The 15,072-nt window shown below is 67.2% G+C and carries 14 protein-coding genes; 3 read left to right on the top strand and 11 right to left on the bottom strand.

Features of this window, described 5'->3' with window-relative positions:
- Positions 1-61: 61 nt before the first annotated feature.
- From AC1DTW_RS07365 to AC1DTW_RS07330, 8 genes are all read right to left on the bottom strand, one after another.
- Positions 62-379, bottom strand: a complete 318-nt coding sequence (locus AC1DTW_RS07365) for an H-NS histone family protein (protein WP_477980374.1) — start codon at positions 377-379, stop codon at positions 62-64.
- Between the two features lie 68 nt (positions 380-447).
- Complete coding sequence (locus AC1DTW_RS07360; RefSeq protein ID WP_477980373.1) at positions 448-723, bottom strand: oxidative damage protection protein; 276 nt, start codon at positions 721-723, stop codon at positions 448-450.
- 17 nt (positions 724-740) lie between these two features.
- Complete coding sequence (gene argA / locus AC1DTW_RS07355; protein WP_477980504.1) at positions 741-2,081, bottom strand: amino-acid N-acetyltransferase; 1,341 nt, start codon at positions 2,079-2,081, stop codon at positions 741-743.
- Between the two features lie 96 nt (positions 2,082-2,177).
- A complete protein-coding gene (locus AC1DTW_RS07350) occupies positions 2,178-3,578 on the bottom strand; it encodes a CoA transferase (protein WP_477980372.1) in 1,401 nt (466 codons plus the stop codon).
- A gap of 34 nt (positions 3,579-3,612) precedes the next feature.
- A complete protein-coding gene (locus AC1DTW_RS07345; protein ID WP_477980371.1) occupies positions 3,613-4,335 on the bottom strand; it encodes an ABC transporter ATP-binding protein in 723 nt (240 codons plus the stop codon).
- 10 nt (positions 4,336-4,345) lie between these two features.
- Positions 4,346-6,274: a branched-chain amino acid ABC transporter ATP-binding protein/permease gene (locus AC1DTW_RS07340; protein ID WP_477980370.1), complete on the bottom strand. Its 1,929-nt coding sequence runs from the start codon at positions 6,272-6,274 to the stop codon at positions 4,346-4,348.
- Between the two features lie 2 nt (positions 6,275-6,276).
- Positions 6,277-7,152 carry a branched-chain amino acid ABC transporter permease gene (locus AC1DTW_RS07335; protein WP_477980369.1) on the bottom strand — a complete coding sequence of 292 codons (876 nt, stop codon included), beginning with the start codon at positions 7,150-7,152 and terminating at the stop codon, positions 6,277-6,279.
- Positions 7,153-7,230: 78 nt separating this feature from the next.
- Entirely contained in the window at positions 7,231-8,430 is a 1,200-nt protein-coding gene (locus AC1DTW_RS07330; protein WP_477980368.1) for an ABC transporter substrate-binding protein, read from the bottom strand.
- Positions 8,431-8,641: 211 nt separating this feature from the next.
- Here AC1DTW_RS07330 and AC1DTW_RS07325 point away from each other — a divergent pair, with 211 nt between their 5' ends.
- Both AC1DTW_RS07325 and AC1DTW_RS07320 read left to right on the top strand, forming a co-directional pair.
- Positions 8,642-9,997: a cache domain-containing protein gene (locus AC1DTW_RS07325; protein ID WP_477980367.1), complete on the top strand. Its 1,356-nt coding sequence runs from the start codon at positions 8,642-8,644 to the stop codon at positions 9,995-9,997.
- Positions 9,994-10,638, top strand: coding sequence for a response regulator (locus AC1DTW_RS07320; RefSeq protein ID WP_477980366.1), 645 nt, complete (start codon positions 9,994-9,996; stop codon positions 10,636-10,638). Before AC1DTW_RS07325 ends, AC1DTW_RS07320 begins: the two co-directional genes overlap by 4 nt.
- 13 nt (positions 10,639-10,651) lie before the next feature.
- Here AC1DTW_RS07320 and AC1DTW_RS07315 read toward each other — a convergent pair whose 3' ends face one another.
- The 3 genes from AC1DTW_RS07315 to AC1DTW_RS07305 form a co-directional block, all read right to left on the bottom strand.
- Positions 10,652-12,517: a TRAP transporter large permease gene (locus tag AC1DTW_RS07315; RefSeq protein ID WP_477980365.1), complete on the bottom strand. Its 1,866-nt coding sequence runs from the start codon at positions 12,515-12,517 to the stop codon at positions 10,652-10,654.
- The gene (locus AC1DTW_RS07310; protein ID WP_477980364.1) at positions 12,514-13,173 is read right to left on the bottom strand and encodes a TRAP transporter small permease subunit; all 660 of its coding nucleotides are present in this window, start codon (positions 13,171-13,173) and stop codon (positions 12,514-12,516) included. The genes AC1DTW_RS07315 and AC1DTW_RS07310 overlap by 4 nt, the downstream gene beginning before the upstream one ends.
- A 79-nt stretch (positions 13,174-13,252) precedes the next feature.
- A complete protein-coding gene (locus tag AC1DTW_RS07305) occupies positions 13,253-14,380 on the bottom strand; it encodes a TRAP transporter substrate-binding protein (protein WP_477980363.1) in 1,128 nt (375 codons plus the stop codon).
- A 247-nt stretch (positions 14,381-14,627) separates the two neighbouring features.
- On the opposite strand from AC1DTW_RS07305, the gene AC1DTW_RS07300 reads away from it, so the two are divergent.
- Positions 14,628-15,017, top strand: coding sequence for a VOC family protein (locus AC1DTW_RS07300; RefSeq protein ID WP_477980362.1), 390 nt, complete (start codon positions 14,628-14,630; stop codon positions 15,015-15,017).
- Positions 15,018-15,072 lie beyond the last annotated feature (55 nt).

Genomic DNA, 15,072 nt, shown 5'->3' with positions numbered 1-15,072 from the left:
CCAAAAAAAAGCCACCGGTCAAGGTGGCTTCGCGGATGGATCGGGGCACCGGGGGCCCGGATCAGAGCGTGAACTCGGAGAGCTTGCGGCCGGACGCGAGCGCCGCCTTCAGCCACTTGGGCTGCAGCCCGCGCCCGCTCCAGGTTTCGCCGGTGGCCGCGTTGCGGTATTTGGCTGCAACCTTGTTGCCTTTGCCGGCGCGGGGTTTGCCGGCGCCCTTTGCGGAGAGCTTTGCGGAAAGATCCGCGAGGGTCAGGCCATATTGATCCATCAACGCACGGACCTTTGCGATCGCCTGGCCTCGATCCTGATCTCGAGTTCGCTCGATTTCGCGTTCGAGGGCTTCCTTCTGGGCGATCAATTCTTGGAGCGAGGCCATCCTGAATCCCTTTCTTGAAATCGAACGAGCGGTACCGCAGCTATTCTATTCAAGTATCGGCAAGATATTCAAGCCCCCGTTGGTGGAACGTAGCCCGCCGGCTGCTCGGCCCCGGTGCCGAAGAAGAAATTCTCCATTTGCCGCGCCAGATACTGACGCGCGCGCTGATCGGCGAGATTCAAGCGATTCTCGTTCACCAGCATGGTCTGGTGTTTCATCCAGAGTTGCCAAGCTTCCTTGCTGACCTGGTTGTAGATTTTCTTGCCGAGTTCGCCGGGGTAGGGTGCGAAATCCAGCCCCTCGGCTTCCTTCTTCAGATAGATGCATTGAACGCTGCGGGCCATATGGGTATCCTTTCGATTCAGCCGAGTTTCTTGACCAGCACCTGCGAGCGCCGATCCCAGTTGTATTTTCGCTTGCGTGCGTCGGGCAGCCAGTCGGGGTCGACCTGAACGAATCCGCGCTTGATGAACCAGTGCATCGTGCGCGTCGTCAGCACGAAGATGCTGTCCAGCCCCATCGCCTTCGCTCGTTGCTCGACACGCTTCAGGATGCGCTCGCCGTCGCCCTGGCTCTGGACCTGCGGCGACACCGTCAGCGCGGCCATCTCGGCGGTCCTGGCCTCGGGGTACGGGTACAGCGCGGCACAGCCGAAGATCACGCCATCGTGCTCGATCACGGTGTAGTGGCCGATGTCGCGTTCGATCTCGGTGCGGCTGCGCTTGACCAGCGTGCCGTCCTGCTCGAACGGCTCGATCAGCTGCAGCACGCCGCCGATGTCGTCGGATGTCGCCTCGCGCAGGCTCTCGAGCTTTTCGTCGACGACCATCGTGCCGATGCCGTCGTGCGTGAACACCTCCATCAGCAGCGCGCCGTCCATGGCGAACGGCAGGATGTGCGAGCGCTCGACGCCGCCGCGGCATGCGCGCACGCAGTGCTGCAGGTAGAAGGCCGGATCGGTCGGTTGGGTGGGCCGCGGCAAGGCTGTGAGCAGGCGCTCGGCGTCGGCGAGCGCGAGCTCGGTGTCGATCGGGCTCTCGGGATCGCTCAGATCCTCGTGAATGCCGGGGACCTCGGTGATGAACAACAGCTTGTCGGCCTGCAGCGCGATCGCGGTGCTGGTCGCGACGTCTTCCATCGTCAGGTTGAAAGCCTCGCCGGTCGGCGAAAAGCCGAACGGCGACAGCAGCACCATCGCGCCGATGTCGATCGCGCTGCGGATCGCTGCGCCGTCGACCTTGCGCACGACGCCGCTGTGGATGAAATCGATCCCGTCGACGATGCCGACCGGCCGCGCGGTGAGAAAGTTGCCCGACACGACGCGCACGATCGCGTTCGCCATCGGCGTGTTCGGCAGACCTTGCGAAAACGCCGCCTCGATCTCGAAGCGCAGCTGGCCTGCGGCCTCCTGGGCAGAGTCGAGCGCGACCGCATCGGTGATGCGCAGCCCGTGGCTGTAGCGTGCCGCGTGGCCCTTCGAGCGCAGCTGTTCGTTGACCTGCGGCCGAAAGCCGTGCACCAGCACCAGCTTGATGCCCATCGCATGCAGGATCGCGAGATCCTGCGCGAACGAGCTGAGCTTGCCGGCCGCGATCAGCTCACCGGTGATCGCGACGACGAAGGTCTTGCCGTGATACGCGTGGATGTGCGGCGCCACGGTGCGAAACCAGGGCACGAAGGTGTGGGGAAAGACGAGGCTCACGGCGCGTTGCACTCACTCGTTGGCGGTGGAAAACCCAATGGGAAGGCGAGCGCGATTCTGGCACGCGCACCGCGCCACGATGGGCTGCAGGGCCGGTCAGCGCGTCGGCCAGGCGAGCGGATGCGTGCCTGGCGGCGCCGAGGGCCGAGCCCAGCGCGCCGGCGTGTGCGAGAGCTCGGCCGCGTGGCGCATCGCGGTCAGCGCGCCGTAGCCTGAAGGCGTCGTCTCCAGCAGCCCCTCGAACCCGGCCGGCGGCGCGTCGAAGCCATGCTCGACACGGCCGAGCTCGCGCAGCCACTGCGCCGTGCGGGCGAGCGAAATGCGCACCTGCCAGCTGCCACCTTCGACCTGCTGGCGCAGCAGCGCGGCCTGCGCGCCGAACGCGATCAGGAAGCCACTGGCCATGTCGAGGATCTGCATCGGCAAGGCCTTCGGCTGCGCTGCGCCGGCGGCCTGCGCCTCGGCAAGGTTGAAGCCGGTCGCGCTCTGCACCAGCGAATCGAAGCCGCGTCGGCCGGCCCACGGACCGGATTCGCCGTAGGCCGACAGCGAAACCGTCACGACGCCTGGTCGCAGCGCGGCCAGATCGGCTGGAGCGAAATTCAGCGCCGCGAGCGCGCCGGGCCGATAGCCCTGCACGAACACATGCGCGTCGCGCAGCACCGCACCCAACCCGTCGCGGCCGGCGGGTGTGCGCAGGTCGGCCAGCGCCGAGAGCTTGCCGCGGCTCGTGTCGGCGATCGCGTCGATGTTCGGCAGGTGCGGCGAGTTCACCAGCATCACGTCGGCGCCATAGGCCGCGAGCGTGCGGCCGCCGACCGGGCCGGCGAGGATGCGCGTCAGGTCGAGCACGCGCAGCCCGGTCAGCGGGCTCGCATCGCGCGACAGCGCGGGCCAGGCCAGCGGCGGCGCGTCGCCGAGGCGCTCGATCGCGACCAGCGGCAGGCTGGCGACTGCGGCGCTTTGCGGATGGCGATCCCATTCATCGAAGCTGCGCAGCGCCGCGACGACCAGGCCGGCCTCGGCCGCAGCCGCTTCGAAGTCGAGGGCGCGCCAATCGCGCAGCGCTGCGGCGACCGCGTCGCGCGGCGTCTCGGGGCCGGGGGGTAGCCCCAGCAAGCGCAGCACGCCGTCGCGGTGGTGCGCGAAATTGGTGTGCAAGCGAACCCAGCCGCCGCCATCGCCGCCGTCGGCAGCGCAGGCATACAGGCCGGCGAGCTTGTCCCAGGTCGGCGGCGTGCGGCCGTCGATCGCGAAGTGGCCGCAGCATTCGAGCGCCGCGCGGCGCATGTCGACGCGCACTCGCTGGCGCAACCCGTTGCGATGGCAGCCGAGTTCGGCGGCGGCCAGGGCCGCCGCGGCGAGCGTCGCCTGCGCGGCGCTGCCGACGGCGAACGAGGAGGGCAGCGCGGGATCGCTGCCGCTCAGCGTCAGCTGCTCGAGCGCGTCGGGTGCGAGGCCCGCGGCGCGCCAGATCGGTTCCAGCGCGTTCGTCATGCCGACGATGATAGGCCGCGCCCGCCTCGCCCGCTCAGTGGCCGGCGCCCAGGTAGGCGGCCTTCACGGCGGGATCGTCGCGCAGCTGGGCGGCCGGGCCGTGCACCGAGATGCGCCCGTTCTCGAGCACATAGCCGTAGTCGGCGACGCCGAGCGCGGCGGCCGCGAACTGCTCGACCAGCAGCATCGTCACGCCCTCGCTCTTCAGGCGCTCGATGATCCTGAAGACCTCGGCGACGAGGATCGGCGCGAGCCCCATCGAGGGCTCGTCGAGCAGCACGACCTCGGGGTTCAGCATCACCGCACGCGCCATCGCGAGCATCTGCTGCTCGCCGCCCGACAACGTGCCCGCAAGCTGCTCGCGCCGCTCCTTCAGACGCGGGAACAGCTCGAGCGCGCGCTCGAGATCGGCCTTGACATCGCCCTTGGGACGGCTGCCGGTCAGGCGTGGAAACGCGCCGAGGATCAGGTTGTCGGTGACGGTCATCGTCGCGAACACGCGCCGGCCCTCGGGCGAGTGCGCGAGGCCGAGCTTGGCGATGTGGTACGACTCGAGGCCCTCGATGCGCTTGCCGTTCAGCGTGATGTCGCCGGCACTCGGCGCGATCATCCCGGAGACCGCGCGCATCGTCGTCGTCTTGCCGGCGCCGTTGCTCCCGATCAGCGTGACGACCTTGCCCTTCGGCACCTCGATCGAGATGCCGTGCAGGACCTGCACCTTGCCATAGCCGGCGTGGAGATTGTTGATGGTCAGCATCTTGGGATCCTCAGGCGGCTTGGCCGCCGAGATACGCCTCGACGACCTTCTCGTCGGCCTGCACCGCGGCCGGCACGCCCTCGGCGATCTTCTGGCCGAAGTCGAGCACCGAGACGGTGTCGCACATGCTCATCACGACGTCCATGTGGTGCTCGATCAGGATCACGGTGATGCCGTGGTCGCGGATCTTGCGGATGAACGTGATCAGCTCCTTGATGTCGGGCGCGGTCAGGCCGGCCGCGGGCTCGTCGAGCAGCAGCAACTGCGGGTCGAGTGCGAGTGCGCGCGCGATCTCGAGCAGGCGCTGCTTGCCGTAGGGCAGGTTGCGCGCCTCCTCGAACGCAAGATCGGCGAGGCCGACGAACTGCAGCAGGCCGAGCGCGCGCTCGGTCGCGGCCTTGTTCTCGCGCACGTAGCGCGGCGTGTGCACGGCGACATCGAGCAGGTTGCTCGCGAAGCTGTGGTGCAGGCCGACCTGCACGTTCTGCAGCGCCGTCATCTCGCCGAACAACTGCACGTTCTGGAAGGTGCGCGCGATGCCCGAGAGCGCGATGTCGGACGAGGTGCGCCCGACCACCGATCTGCCGCCGAACGAGATCGCGCCGGCGGTCGGCACGTAGATGCCGGTCAGCACGTTCATCATCGTGCTCTTGCCCGAACCGTTCGGCCCGATCAGGCCGTGGATCGTGCCGCGCCGGATGCTCAAGGAGACGTTGTTCAGCGCCTTCAGGCCGCCGAACTGCATCAGCACGCCGGTCGCGTTCAGGATCTCGCCGTCGGCGCCGCCGGCGGCCGCGGTGGCAACCGCGTCGCCGCGCGGCAATCCTGCGCCGGCGATCTGCGCATCGGCCTTCGGCCGCTGCAGGTTCAGCGCGTTGCGCGCGAAGCCGACGATGCCGTCCTGCAGGTAGTAGACGACGAACAGCATGATCACGCCGAAGATCGACAGCCGCCAGTCGGTCATCGTCTGCAGCCAGAACGACAGCCCCGCGAGCGCGACGCTGCCGACGACCGGGATCGCCATCTGCCGGGACGTCGCGCGGCCCGCACGGATGCCCAGCACCGCGGTGATCGCCACCAGCACCGCGAGCCCGACCGAGACATAGCGGAACAGCTCGACGTCGTCGAGCAGCTTGGGCAGCAGCACGATGATCGCGGCGCCGAGCATCGAGCCGATGCGGCTCTTGCGCCCGCCCATGATCACCGCGAGCAGGAACAGCACGGTCAGCTCGAAGTTGTACGAGTTCGGCGAGATGTACTGCTCGGAGTACGCGTACAGGCAGCCGGCCAGGCCCGCGAAGCCGGCGCTGATCACGAACGCGTAGACCTTGTAGCGGTAGACCGAGACGCCCATGCAGTCGGAGGCGACCGGGCTGCCGCGCAGGGCCTCGAAGGCGCGCCCGAGGTGCGAGCGCAGGATGCGGTGAACGACGATCAGCGACAGCACCAGCAGCACCGCGACGAGCCAGAAGAACTCGCGCTCGTCGAGCTTGTGGCCGAACAGCGGCGGCTTGGTCAGCGTGATGCCCATCGGCCCGCCGGTCAGAAAGGTCATTTCGTTGATCAGGATCTGCACGATCGTGCCGAACGCCAGCGTGACCATCGCCAGATACGGCCCGCTCACGCGCAGCGCCGGCAGCGCGAGCAGCGCGCCGAAGACCGCCGTGACGCCGATCGATGCGATCAGCGCCACCATCAGCGGCGCGCCGAGCTTCGTCACCAGCACGCCGGCCGTGTAGGCGCCGACGCCGAACAGACCGGCGTGACCGAGCGACACCTGCCCGGTGTAGCCGACCACAATGTCGAGACCGAACAGCAAGATCGCGTAGATCATGATGGTCTCGAGCAGGTGGATGTAGTACGGATTCGCGATGCCGATCGGGAACAGCAGCAGCAGCGCGACGGCGACGATCGAGACCAGAAGGTGAATGCGCTTCATCGTCAGACCTTCTTGATGGCGCTCTTGCCGAACAGGCCTTGCGGGCGCACCGCGAGCACGATCAGCAGCAGCACGAGGCCGGGCACGTCCTTGTAGCCGGTGCTGATGTAGAAGCCGGTCGTCGTCTCGGCGATGCCCAGGATGATGCCGCCGACGATGATGCCCATGCCGCTGGTCAAGCCGCCGATGATCGCGACCGCGAAGGCCTTCAGGCCCAGCACCGCGCCCATCGTCGCGCCGGTCAGCGTCAGCGGTGCGATCAGCACGCCGGCGAAGCCCGCGGTCAGCGACGACAGCGCATACGAGAACGTGATCACGAGACCGGTGTTGATGCCCATCAGCTTGGCCGCGTCGCGGTCATTGAAGGTCGCGACGACGGCCTTGCCGTAGATCGTCTTGCGGTTGAAGAACTCGACCGCGAGCATCATCAGGATCGCGCCGACGACGACCAGGATCTCCATCGGCAGCACGTTGGCGCCGAGGAACTTCAGCGGCGCCTCGGGCAGGGGCGACGGGAACTTCAGGTCGTCGCGGCCCCACACGTTCTCCGCGACGTTCTTGAAGATGATGCCCAGCGCGATCGTCGACATGATCCAGCCGAACTCCGACTTGATCTTGATCGCCGGGCGCACGCCGATGCGTTCGACCACCGCGCCCTGGAACGCGCCGAACAGGCACACCAGCGGGATCATCAGCCAGTAGTTCACGCCGAGGCCGACGAGCGTCAGGCCGACGAGCGCGCCGAGCATCAGCGCGTCGCCCTGGCCGAAGTTCAGCGTGTCGGAGGTCGCGAAGGTCAGCTGGTAGCCGAACGCGATCACCGCGTAGATCATGCCCAGCGCGATGCCGCTGAACACGAGTTGGGTTAGGATTTGCATGGAGGCTCCGCGCGCAAGAACAGAAGAAGACGCCGCCGCGGGCCAACGAGCCCGGGGCGGCGCAGGCTCGATGGAACCCTACTTCTTCACGCGAACTTCGGAAGCCTTCTTCTGGTCGTCCGGGTACGCGTAGACCACCTTGCCGCTCTTGACCTCGCCGAACACCGGGATGTTCGCGGTGATCGCGTCATGGTCGGTCTTCGAGAACGGCTTGTTGTAGGTCGTCACGACACCTTCGATCGGCGCCTTCAGGTCCTCGAGCGCAGCCTTGACCTTCGGGCCTTCGGTGCTGCCGGCCTGCTTGATCGCCGCGGCGAGCAGGTAGATCGAGTCGTAGCCCTGCGCGGCCGAGACCGGTGAATCCATGCGCGCGTTCTTCGGGTTGAAGGTCTTCAGGTAGCTGATGATGAAGGACTGGCGCTTCGGCGTCGTCGGCTCCTGGATGAAGGTCTGCGGCATGCGCGCACCTTCGCCGCCGGGGCCGGCGTTGTCGATGTAGTTCGCCATCGACAGCGTCCAGCTGCCGATCAGCGGCACCTTCCAGCCCAGCTTGGTCATGCCGTTGGCGATCTGCGCGAGCTCGGGGCCGATGCCGTAGGTCAGCACCGCCTCGGCGCCGGCCTCCTTGGCCTTCAGCAGCTGCGCGGTCATGTCCACATCCTTGATGTTGAACTTTTCGACCGCGACCGGCGTGATGCCCTTGGCCTTCAGCGCCTTCTCGAGGTCTTCACGGCCGAGCTGGCCGTAGTTGGTCGAGTCGGCCAGGATCGCGACCTTCTTGAAGTGGCGCCGCACGATCGCCTCTTCGACGATCATCGGCGCCTGGATGCTGTCGTGCGCGGCATTGCGGAACACGTAGTTGTCGGCTTCCTTGTCGAACTGGTGCGTGATGATCGAACCGGTCGCGACGTTGTTCAGCACCGGGATCTTGGCTTCCTGGAAGAAGCGCTGCGAGGCCAGCGCGACACCGGTGTTGATGTAGCCGACGACCGCGGTGACCTTCTCCTTGTTGACGAGTTCCTGGGCGATCTGCACGCCGCGTTCGTTCTTCGCTTCGTCGTCGCGTTCGACGGCGAGGAACTGGCGGCCGAGCACGCCACCCGACTTGTTGATCTCGTCGATCGCGAGGCGCACGCCGTCGCGCATGCTGACGCCCATCGACGACGAGCCGCCGGTGAACGGCCCGTCGACGCCGATCTTGATCGGGTCCGCGGCGAACGACAGCGTGGTCACGCCGGCCAGGGCGAGGGCCGCGGCCGTCGGGGTGAAACGGATCATCGAATGTCTCCTGCTGTTGATGTGGACGAGCCGTGCGAACCGGGCGCACCCGGGTCGCAACGCGATGCAATTGTCCGGACCGCGCCGGCGCTCGCCCATGCGCATCACTGCCGGGTCCGGCTGCGTAGTTCTGCATAAGGGAAAACGCGGCCCCGCCGCGCGCGCGCCCCGCGCCGCGTGTCGGCGCCGCGAAGGCTTCACAATCTCGCCCATGAAACTGAAGGCCAAGATCCTGCTGCTCGCGGTCGCGCCGCTGCTGCTCGCGATCGCGGCGATCGGCGGCCTGCTCGTGATCGAAACCCAGCGGCTCGAACGCCAGCAGGCGCAGTTGCTGGAAGACGTGCTGATCGGCGCCAAGCGCGAGGAGCTGCGCAACTACATCGCACTGGCGCTGACCTCGATCGACCATCTCTACGGCGCGGGTCGCGACGACGAGGCTGCGAAGGAGCAGGCGAAGGCGATCCTGTCGGGCATGAACTTCGGCAGGGACGGCTACTTCTACGTCTACGCCGAGGACGGGTTGAACCTGGTGCATCCGCGCCAGCCGGAGCTCGTCGGCACGAACCTGTGGAACATGCAGGATTCGGACGGCACCTACGTGATCCGCGAGCTGATCGCGCGGGCTCGCGAAGGCGGCGGCTTCCAGCGCTACCTGTGGCCGAAGCCGTCGACGCGCCAGATCGAGCGCAAGCTCGGCTACTCGGTCGAGCTGCCGCGCTGGGGCTGGATGCTCGGCACCGGCATCTACCTCGACGACGTCGATGCGGCGGCCGCGCGCCTGCGCGGCAACATGCTGCAAAGCGTGCGCCAGACGCTGGTCGGCCTCGCGGCGGTGGCGGTCGTCGCGGCGCTCGCGGTGTTCTCCGGCGGGCTGGCGCTCAACATCAGCGAGCAGCGCCACGCCGACCGCAAGCTCAAGGCGCTGGCGCACCGCGTCGTCAGCTCGCAGGAGGAGGAGCGCGCCCGTGTCTCGCGCGAACTGCACGACCACATCTGCCAGCTGCTGGTGTCGATCAAGTACCAGTTCGAGCTCGTCGGTCACCGGCTCGCGCACCCGGGCGAGCAGCCGGTCACCGCGATCGACCAGGAGATCAGCGCGCTGTCCAAGGCGATCAGCGAAGTGCGCCGCATCTCGCACGACCTGCGGCCGGCGCTGCTCGACGACCTGGGCCTGCCGGCCGCGCTCGAGCACATCGGCAACGAGCTCGCCGAGCGCAGCGGCCTGAAGGTGCGCGTGTCGCCCCACGTGCAGGAGGAGCGGCTGTCCGAGCTGCAGGCGGTGAGCCTGTTCCGGGTCGCCCAGGAGGCGCTGCGCAATGTCGAGCGGCATGCGCAGGCGACCCACATCGACATTCGCCTCGACGACGCGGGCGACAAGCTCGAGCTGCGCATCACCGACGACGGCTGTGGCTTCGACGTGAAGAACATCGAGCTCAGCAAGGACCGCGGCATCGGGTTGACCAACATGCGCGAGCGGGTCGAGCGCAACGGCGGAACGTTCCAGCTGATCTCGCACCCCGGGCACACGGCGCTGACCGCGAGCTTTCCGCTGACGGGCATGGCATGAGCGCCGTCTCGCCGGCGGCGGCGCTGATCCGTCTCGTCATCGTCGACGATCACGCGCTGGTGCGCGACGGGCTGCGCGCCCGGCTCGCGGTGGTCCCCGGCCTGCAGGTGATCGGCGAGGCCGCCAGCGGCGCCGAGGCGCTGGTGCTCGCCGCCGAACTCGAGCCCGACCTGATGCTGGTCGACGTCGGCATGCGCGGCATGAACGGCATCGAGCTCGCGACGGCGCTGCGCGAGCGCCACCCTTCGATCCGCGTGCTGATGCTGAGCATGTACGACAACCGCGAATACGTGCTCAGCGCGATCCGTGCCGGTGCCCGCGCCTACGTGCTGAAGGAGTCGCCGACCGAGGAGATCCTGGCGGGGATCAGCGCGGTGTGGGCAGGCGGCAACTACTTCAGCGCCCAGGTCTCGAACCTCGTGATGCAACCCGGCGCCCCGGTGCCGCAGCTGACCGCGCGCGAGCACGAGATCCTGCTGCTGCTGGCCCACGGCCGCAGCAACAAGCTGGTCGCGCGGCAGCTCGACATCAGCGTGCGCACCGTCGAGACGCACCGGCTGAGCCTGCGCCGCAAGCTCGGCGTGGATTCGGCCAGCGAGCTGCTGAAGATTGCCGTGACGAACGGCTGGACGACGCTCTGACCGGCGGCGGTATTCAGCCGCTGTAGAGGTATCCCGGCAGCCACAGCGTCAGGCCGGGCCAGAGGTACATGAACACCATGCACAGGATCACGATCAGCATGTAGGGCATCATGCCGGCGAAAATCTGGTTCAAGGTCACATGCGATGGCGACACGCCCTTCAGGTAGAAGGCCGACATCGCCACCGGCGGCGACAGGAACGCAGCCTGCAGGTTGACGAACACCAGCGTGCCGAACAGCAGCGGATCGATCTGGAAGTGCGCCAGGATCGGCAGGAAGATCGGGATGAAGATCACGATGATCTCGGTCCATTCGAGCGGCCAGCCGAGCACGAAGATGATCGCCTGCGACAGCAGCAGGAACTGCAGCGGCGAGAGGTTCATGCCGAGCACCCACTGTTCGACGAGGCGCTGGCCGCCAAGGAGCGCGAACACGGCCGAGAACAGCGCCGAGCCGACGAACAGCCAACACACCATCGCGGTCGTCTTGGCGGTCAGGAACACCGCCTCCTTGGTGCGCTTGAAGTCCAGCGTTCCGGCCTGCCAGGCCATCAGAAAGGCGCCGGCCGCGCCGATCGCGGCCGATTCGGTGGCGGTCGTGATGCCGAACAGGATCACCCCGAGCACGATGAAGGTGAGGATGCCCAGCGGCATCACCGACGAGACCAGCATTCGCAGGATCTCGAACTGCTCGGCGTCCATCTGCCAGTAGTACCAGGCAAGCAGCGCCAGGGCGATCGCGCAGCTCAGCCAGAAGCCGGTATAGAACGCGTCGGGCACCGCGGCTGTGTGCGGTGCCTCGACCGGTTGGCCCAGCGCCTGCAGACCTTGTTCCGCTTGCTTGCGCATCGGCTCTGCGCCAGGCGGCTCCTGCAGGCTCGCGCCCGGTGGCTCCTTCAGGCCCTCGGAGGCCGGGGGTTCCTGCAGCGCGGCGGAGGGCGTAGCCTCCAGCTTGCGCTCGGCCACCACGGGCGCGTCGTTCTTTTGTGAATAGATGGTGACGTACCACCACGCAGAGCTGAGCGTCACCGCGGCCAGCATCAGCGGGCTCAGCACCGTGATCAGGTGGCGCAGCAGCCGCCACCAGCTGGGCTTGACACCCTCGACGCGCGCGCGCAGCGCCCGCGCCGGCGCCAGCACCGCCAGCAGCAGCGCCGGTAGCATGCGCGGCGAATAGCTCGCGGCGATGTGGGCCACCCAGGGCGAGATCGGCGCCCGCTGTTGTTCGGGCGGAAGCTTGGGCGCGACGCTGGGCTGGATCACCGCCCAGCCGACAACGTAGATCAGGTACAGGAACGACAGGAAGAAGCCCGGGAACATCGCCGCCGCGTATAGCTTGACGACCGACTGCCCGGCCACCGCCGCGTAGACGATGATCATCACCGAGGGCGGGATCAGGATGCCCAGCGTACCGCCGGCGGTGATCACGCCGGAGGCCAAGCGCACGTCGTAGCCGGCGTTGAGCATCGGCCGCAGCGCGATCACACCCATCAGCACGACGACCGCGCCGACCAGGCCGCTGGCAATGCCCCAGAAGGTGCAGATGATCAGCGTCGCGACGGCGAGCGAGCCCGGCACGCGGCGGAACGCGAGCTGCACGCTGTGGAACATTCGGTCGACCAGCGCGCCGCGCTCCATCACATAGCCCATCAGCACGAACAGCGGGATCGACAGGAGCGTCTCGTTCGTCATTGCGCCGTAGGCGCGCTGCACCATCAGGTCGAAGATGCGGTTGGAGAGCCAGTGCTGCGACGGGTCGTAGAAGGCGATGAACCCGAAGAACATGCCCAGGCCCATCAGCGTGAACGCGGTCGGGAAGCCGAGCATGATCACGACCACGATCAGGCCCAGCATCGACAGGCCGAGCGCAGCGTCGCTCATGTCGAGCCTCCACCGCCGCGCTGGCGCGCCGCCTCGTCGATGTCCTTGGCCTTCTCGATGATCTCGCGCCGCGCCGCGTCGTCGACATACGTGCTGGCCGCCAATTGCTCCTCGACCACGTCCATCTCCTCGGCGTCCTTCAGGCGCGGCGTCCACGCGCCGGTGCGCAGGCAGACGACGCAGCGGATGATCTCGGCCACGCCCTGCAGCATCACGATCGTGCCGGCGAGCGGGATCACGAACTTGAACGGGTACAGCGGCAGCGGCGTCGCGTTGAAGGTCTGTTCCCGCATCGCCAGCGAATCGTGGAAGTAGTCCAGGCCGGCCCAGGTCAACGCGCTGATGCCGGGCAGGAAGAACGCGATGTACAGCACCAGATCGAGCGCGGCCTGCGTGCGCGGCTTCATGCTGCCGTAGAGGAAGTCGCCGCGCACATGGCCGTCCTGCGACAAGGTGTAGGCGCCGCACATCATGAACAGCGTGCCGTACATCATGTTGTTGACGTCGTAGATCCAGGCGGTTGGCGCGTTGAGCGCATAGCGCTTGAAGACCTCGGCGCAGACCACGATCGTCAGCGCCACGATCAGCCAGGCGAAGGTCTTCCCGACCCATGTGCTCAGGCGGTCGGCGGTGTGCAGCAGTCGTTGCGTGTTCATCGTCAGGTCACGGCCAAGCTGAGCCGGCCCGCCGGGGTCATCCGGCGAGCCGGCGCAGCCATCGGTTCGGTGGCGAGCCTCAGCTCTTCTTCGCGAAGTAGTGGTTCCAGGCCATCTTGAAGTCGACGAGGTAGTCGTTCTGCCACTGCCCGGCGCGTTGTGCGTAGGCGCGCTGCGAATCGAGCACCTTCTTGAACAAGGGGTTCTCGGCCGCCTTCCTGGCCATCACCTTGTCCCACGAGTCGAGCTGGTTGCGCAGGATCGCATCGGGTGTCTTGTAGAAGGCGACCCCGGCCTTCTTCAGCTCGATGTAGTCCTTGCTGTTGCGGTCGATCGCCTTCCAGCTCATGTCGGCGCTGGCGGCCTGCACCGCGTAGTCGATGATGTTCTTCAGCTCCTGCGGCAGCGCGTTGTACTTGGCCTTGCCGAACAGGATCTCGAACTGCTCGGTGCTCTGGTGGAAGCTCTGCAGCATGCAGTTCTTCGCCACGTCGGGGAAACCCAGGGCGCGGTCGGAACTGGCATTGTTGAATTCGGCCGCGTCGATCAGCCCGCGATCGAGCGCCGGCACGATCTCGCTGCCGGGCAGCGGGTTCACCGCCGCACCTTGCTCGGTATAGATGTCCACCGCCAGGCCGACGGTTCGGAACTTGATGCCCTTGAGCTCTTCGACGCGCGCGACCGGCTTCTTGAACCAGCCGAAGGGTTGTGTCGGCATCGGCCCGTACAGGTACGACACGACGTCCATGTTGATCGACTTGTAGATTTCCTCGAGCAGCTCCTTGCCGCCGCCGTAGTAGTGCCAGGCGAGCAGCATGTTCGGATCCATGCCGAACCCGGGGCCGGACCCCCACAGCGCGAGCGCCGAGTTCTTGCCGTAGTGGTAGGCGACGACGCCATGGCCGCCGTCGAGCGTGCCCTTGTTCACCGCCTCGAGCAGCTGGAACGCCGGCACCACCGCGCCCGAAGGCAGGACCTCGATCTTCAGCCGGCCGCCGGCCATGTCGTTGACCTTCTTCGCGAAGTCCAGGGCGTACTCGTGGAAGATGTCCTTGGTGGGCCAGGTGCTCTGGAAGCGCAGGCTGACGGTCTGCGCGCGCGAGACCAGCGGCGCGGCGAGTGCGCCGGTCGTGCCCGCAGCGACGGCGGCATTCCTCAGGAAGCGACGGCGGGGCGCGACGGATGGGGCGAGTGGCTTCTCGGACATGACGACTCCCATTGCGTGTGGACGAAGGGACAGGCGGTCGTTCGCTCGGTAGGGCCGAGCAGCGAAGGTGAGCTCACTGTGTTCCCGTTACAAATACCCAACAACTAGGGGAAGCCCGGCGCCTATTCCAATCCAATGCCCGACCCGCGAGCGCTCGTCACGTTCTCCGAGTGAGGCCACTGGGCTGTTATTGACGCTGCCAGCCCCGCAGGCGCAGCATCAAGCCCCACTTCAGCGGAGCCTTCTCATGGATGCCTTCCAAACCCCTGGTGCCTTCAGCTGGTGCGAGTTGATGACCAGCAACCCCGAAGCCGCCACCGAGTTCTATGGCCAGCTCTTTGGCTGGAAGATCGAAGCGATGAACATGGGCATGCCCTACAACGTCCTCAAGGTCGGGGATGCAGCCATCGGCGGCATCATGGGCATGCCGCCCGGTGCGCCCGCGGGCATGCCGCCGACTTGGGTGCCGTACGTGACCGTGGCGGACGTCGACGCGCTGGTCAAGAAGGTCGTGAGCCTGGGGGGCAAGGTGCACATGCCGCCGACCGACATCCCGACCGTCGGCCGCTTCGCGGTGATTGCCGACCCGCAGGGCGCGACGCTCAACGTCATCACCTACGCGATGCCGGCGAAGTGATGCACGGCGGTTCGCCGGGCGGGTCGCCGTGGGACCGGACGCGGCTCTCGCGCGA

Source organism: Rhizobacter sp. P5_A1 (assembly GCF_056400745.1).
This window is presented reverse-complemented; position numbering and strand designations above follow the sequence as displayed.

Excerpts from the sequence above, each read along its gene's own strand:
- AC1DTW_RS07365 (WP_477980374.1), bottom strand. The coding sequence starts at position 379 with ATGGCCTCGCTCCAAGAATTGATCGCCCAGAAGGAAGCCCTCGAACGC.
- AC1DTW_RS07360 (WP_477980373.1), bottom strand. The coding sequence starts at position 723 with ATGGCCCGCAGCGTTCAATGCATCTATCTGAAGAAGGAAGCCGAGGGG.
- AC1DTW_RS07350 (WP_477980372.1), bottom strand. The coding sequence starts at position 3,578 with ATGACGAACGCGCTGGAACCGATCTGGCGCGCCGCGGGCCTCGCACCC.
- AC1DTW_RS07345 (WP_477980371.1), bottom strand. The coding sequence starts at position 4,335 with ATGCTGACCATCAACAATCTCCACGCCGGCTATGGCAAGGTGCAGGTC.
- AC1DTW_RS07340 (WP_477980370.1), bottom strand. The coding sequence starts at position 6,274 with ATGAAGCGCATTCACCTTCTGGTCTCGATCGTCGCCGTCGCGCTGCTG.
- AC1DTW_RS07335 (WP_477980369.1), bottom strand. The coding sequence starts at position 7,152 with ATGCAAATCCTAACCCAACTCGTGTTCAGCGGCATCGCGCTGGGCATG.
- AC1DTW_RS07330 (WP_477980368.1), bottom strand. The coding sequence starts at position 8,430 with ATGATCCGTTTCACCCCGACGGCCGCGGCCCTCGCCCTGGCCGGCGTG.
- AC1DTW_RS07325 (WP_477980367.1), top strand. The coding sequence starts at position 8,642 with ATGAAACTGAAGGCCAAGATCCTGCTGCTCGCGGTCGCGCCGCTGCTG.
- AC1DTW_RS07320 (WP_477980366.1), top strand. The coding sequence starts at position 9,994 with ATGAGCGCCGTCTCGCCGGCGGCGGCGCTGATCCGTCTCGTCATCGTC.
- AC1DTW_RS07315 (WP_477980365.1), bottom strand. The coding sequence starts at position 12,517 with ATGAGCGACGCTGCGCTCGGCCTGTCGATGCTGGGCCTGATCGTGGTC.
- AC1DTW_RS07310 (WP_477980364.1), bottom strand. The coding sequence starts at position 13,173 with ATGAACACGCAACGACTGCTGCACACCGCCGACCGCCTGAGCACATGG.
- AC1DTW_RS07305 (WP_477980363.1), bottom strand. The coding sequence starts at position 14,380 with ATGTCCGAGAAGCCACTCGCCCCATCCGTCGCGCCCCGCCGTCGCTTC.
- AC1DTW_RS07300 (WP_477980362.1), top strand. The coding sequence starts at position 14,628 with ATGGATGCCTTCCAAACCCCTGGTGCCTTCAGCTGGTGCGAGTTGATG.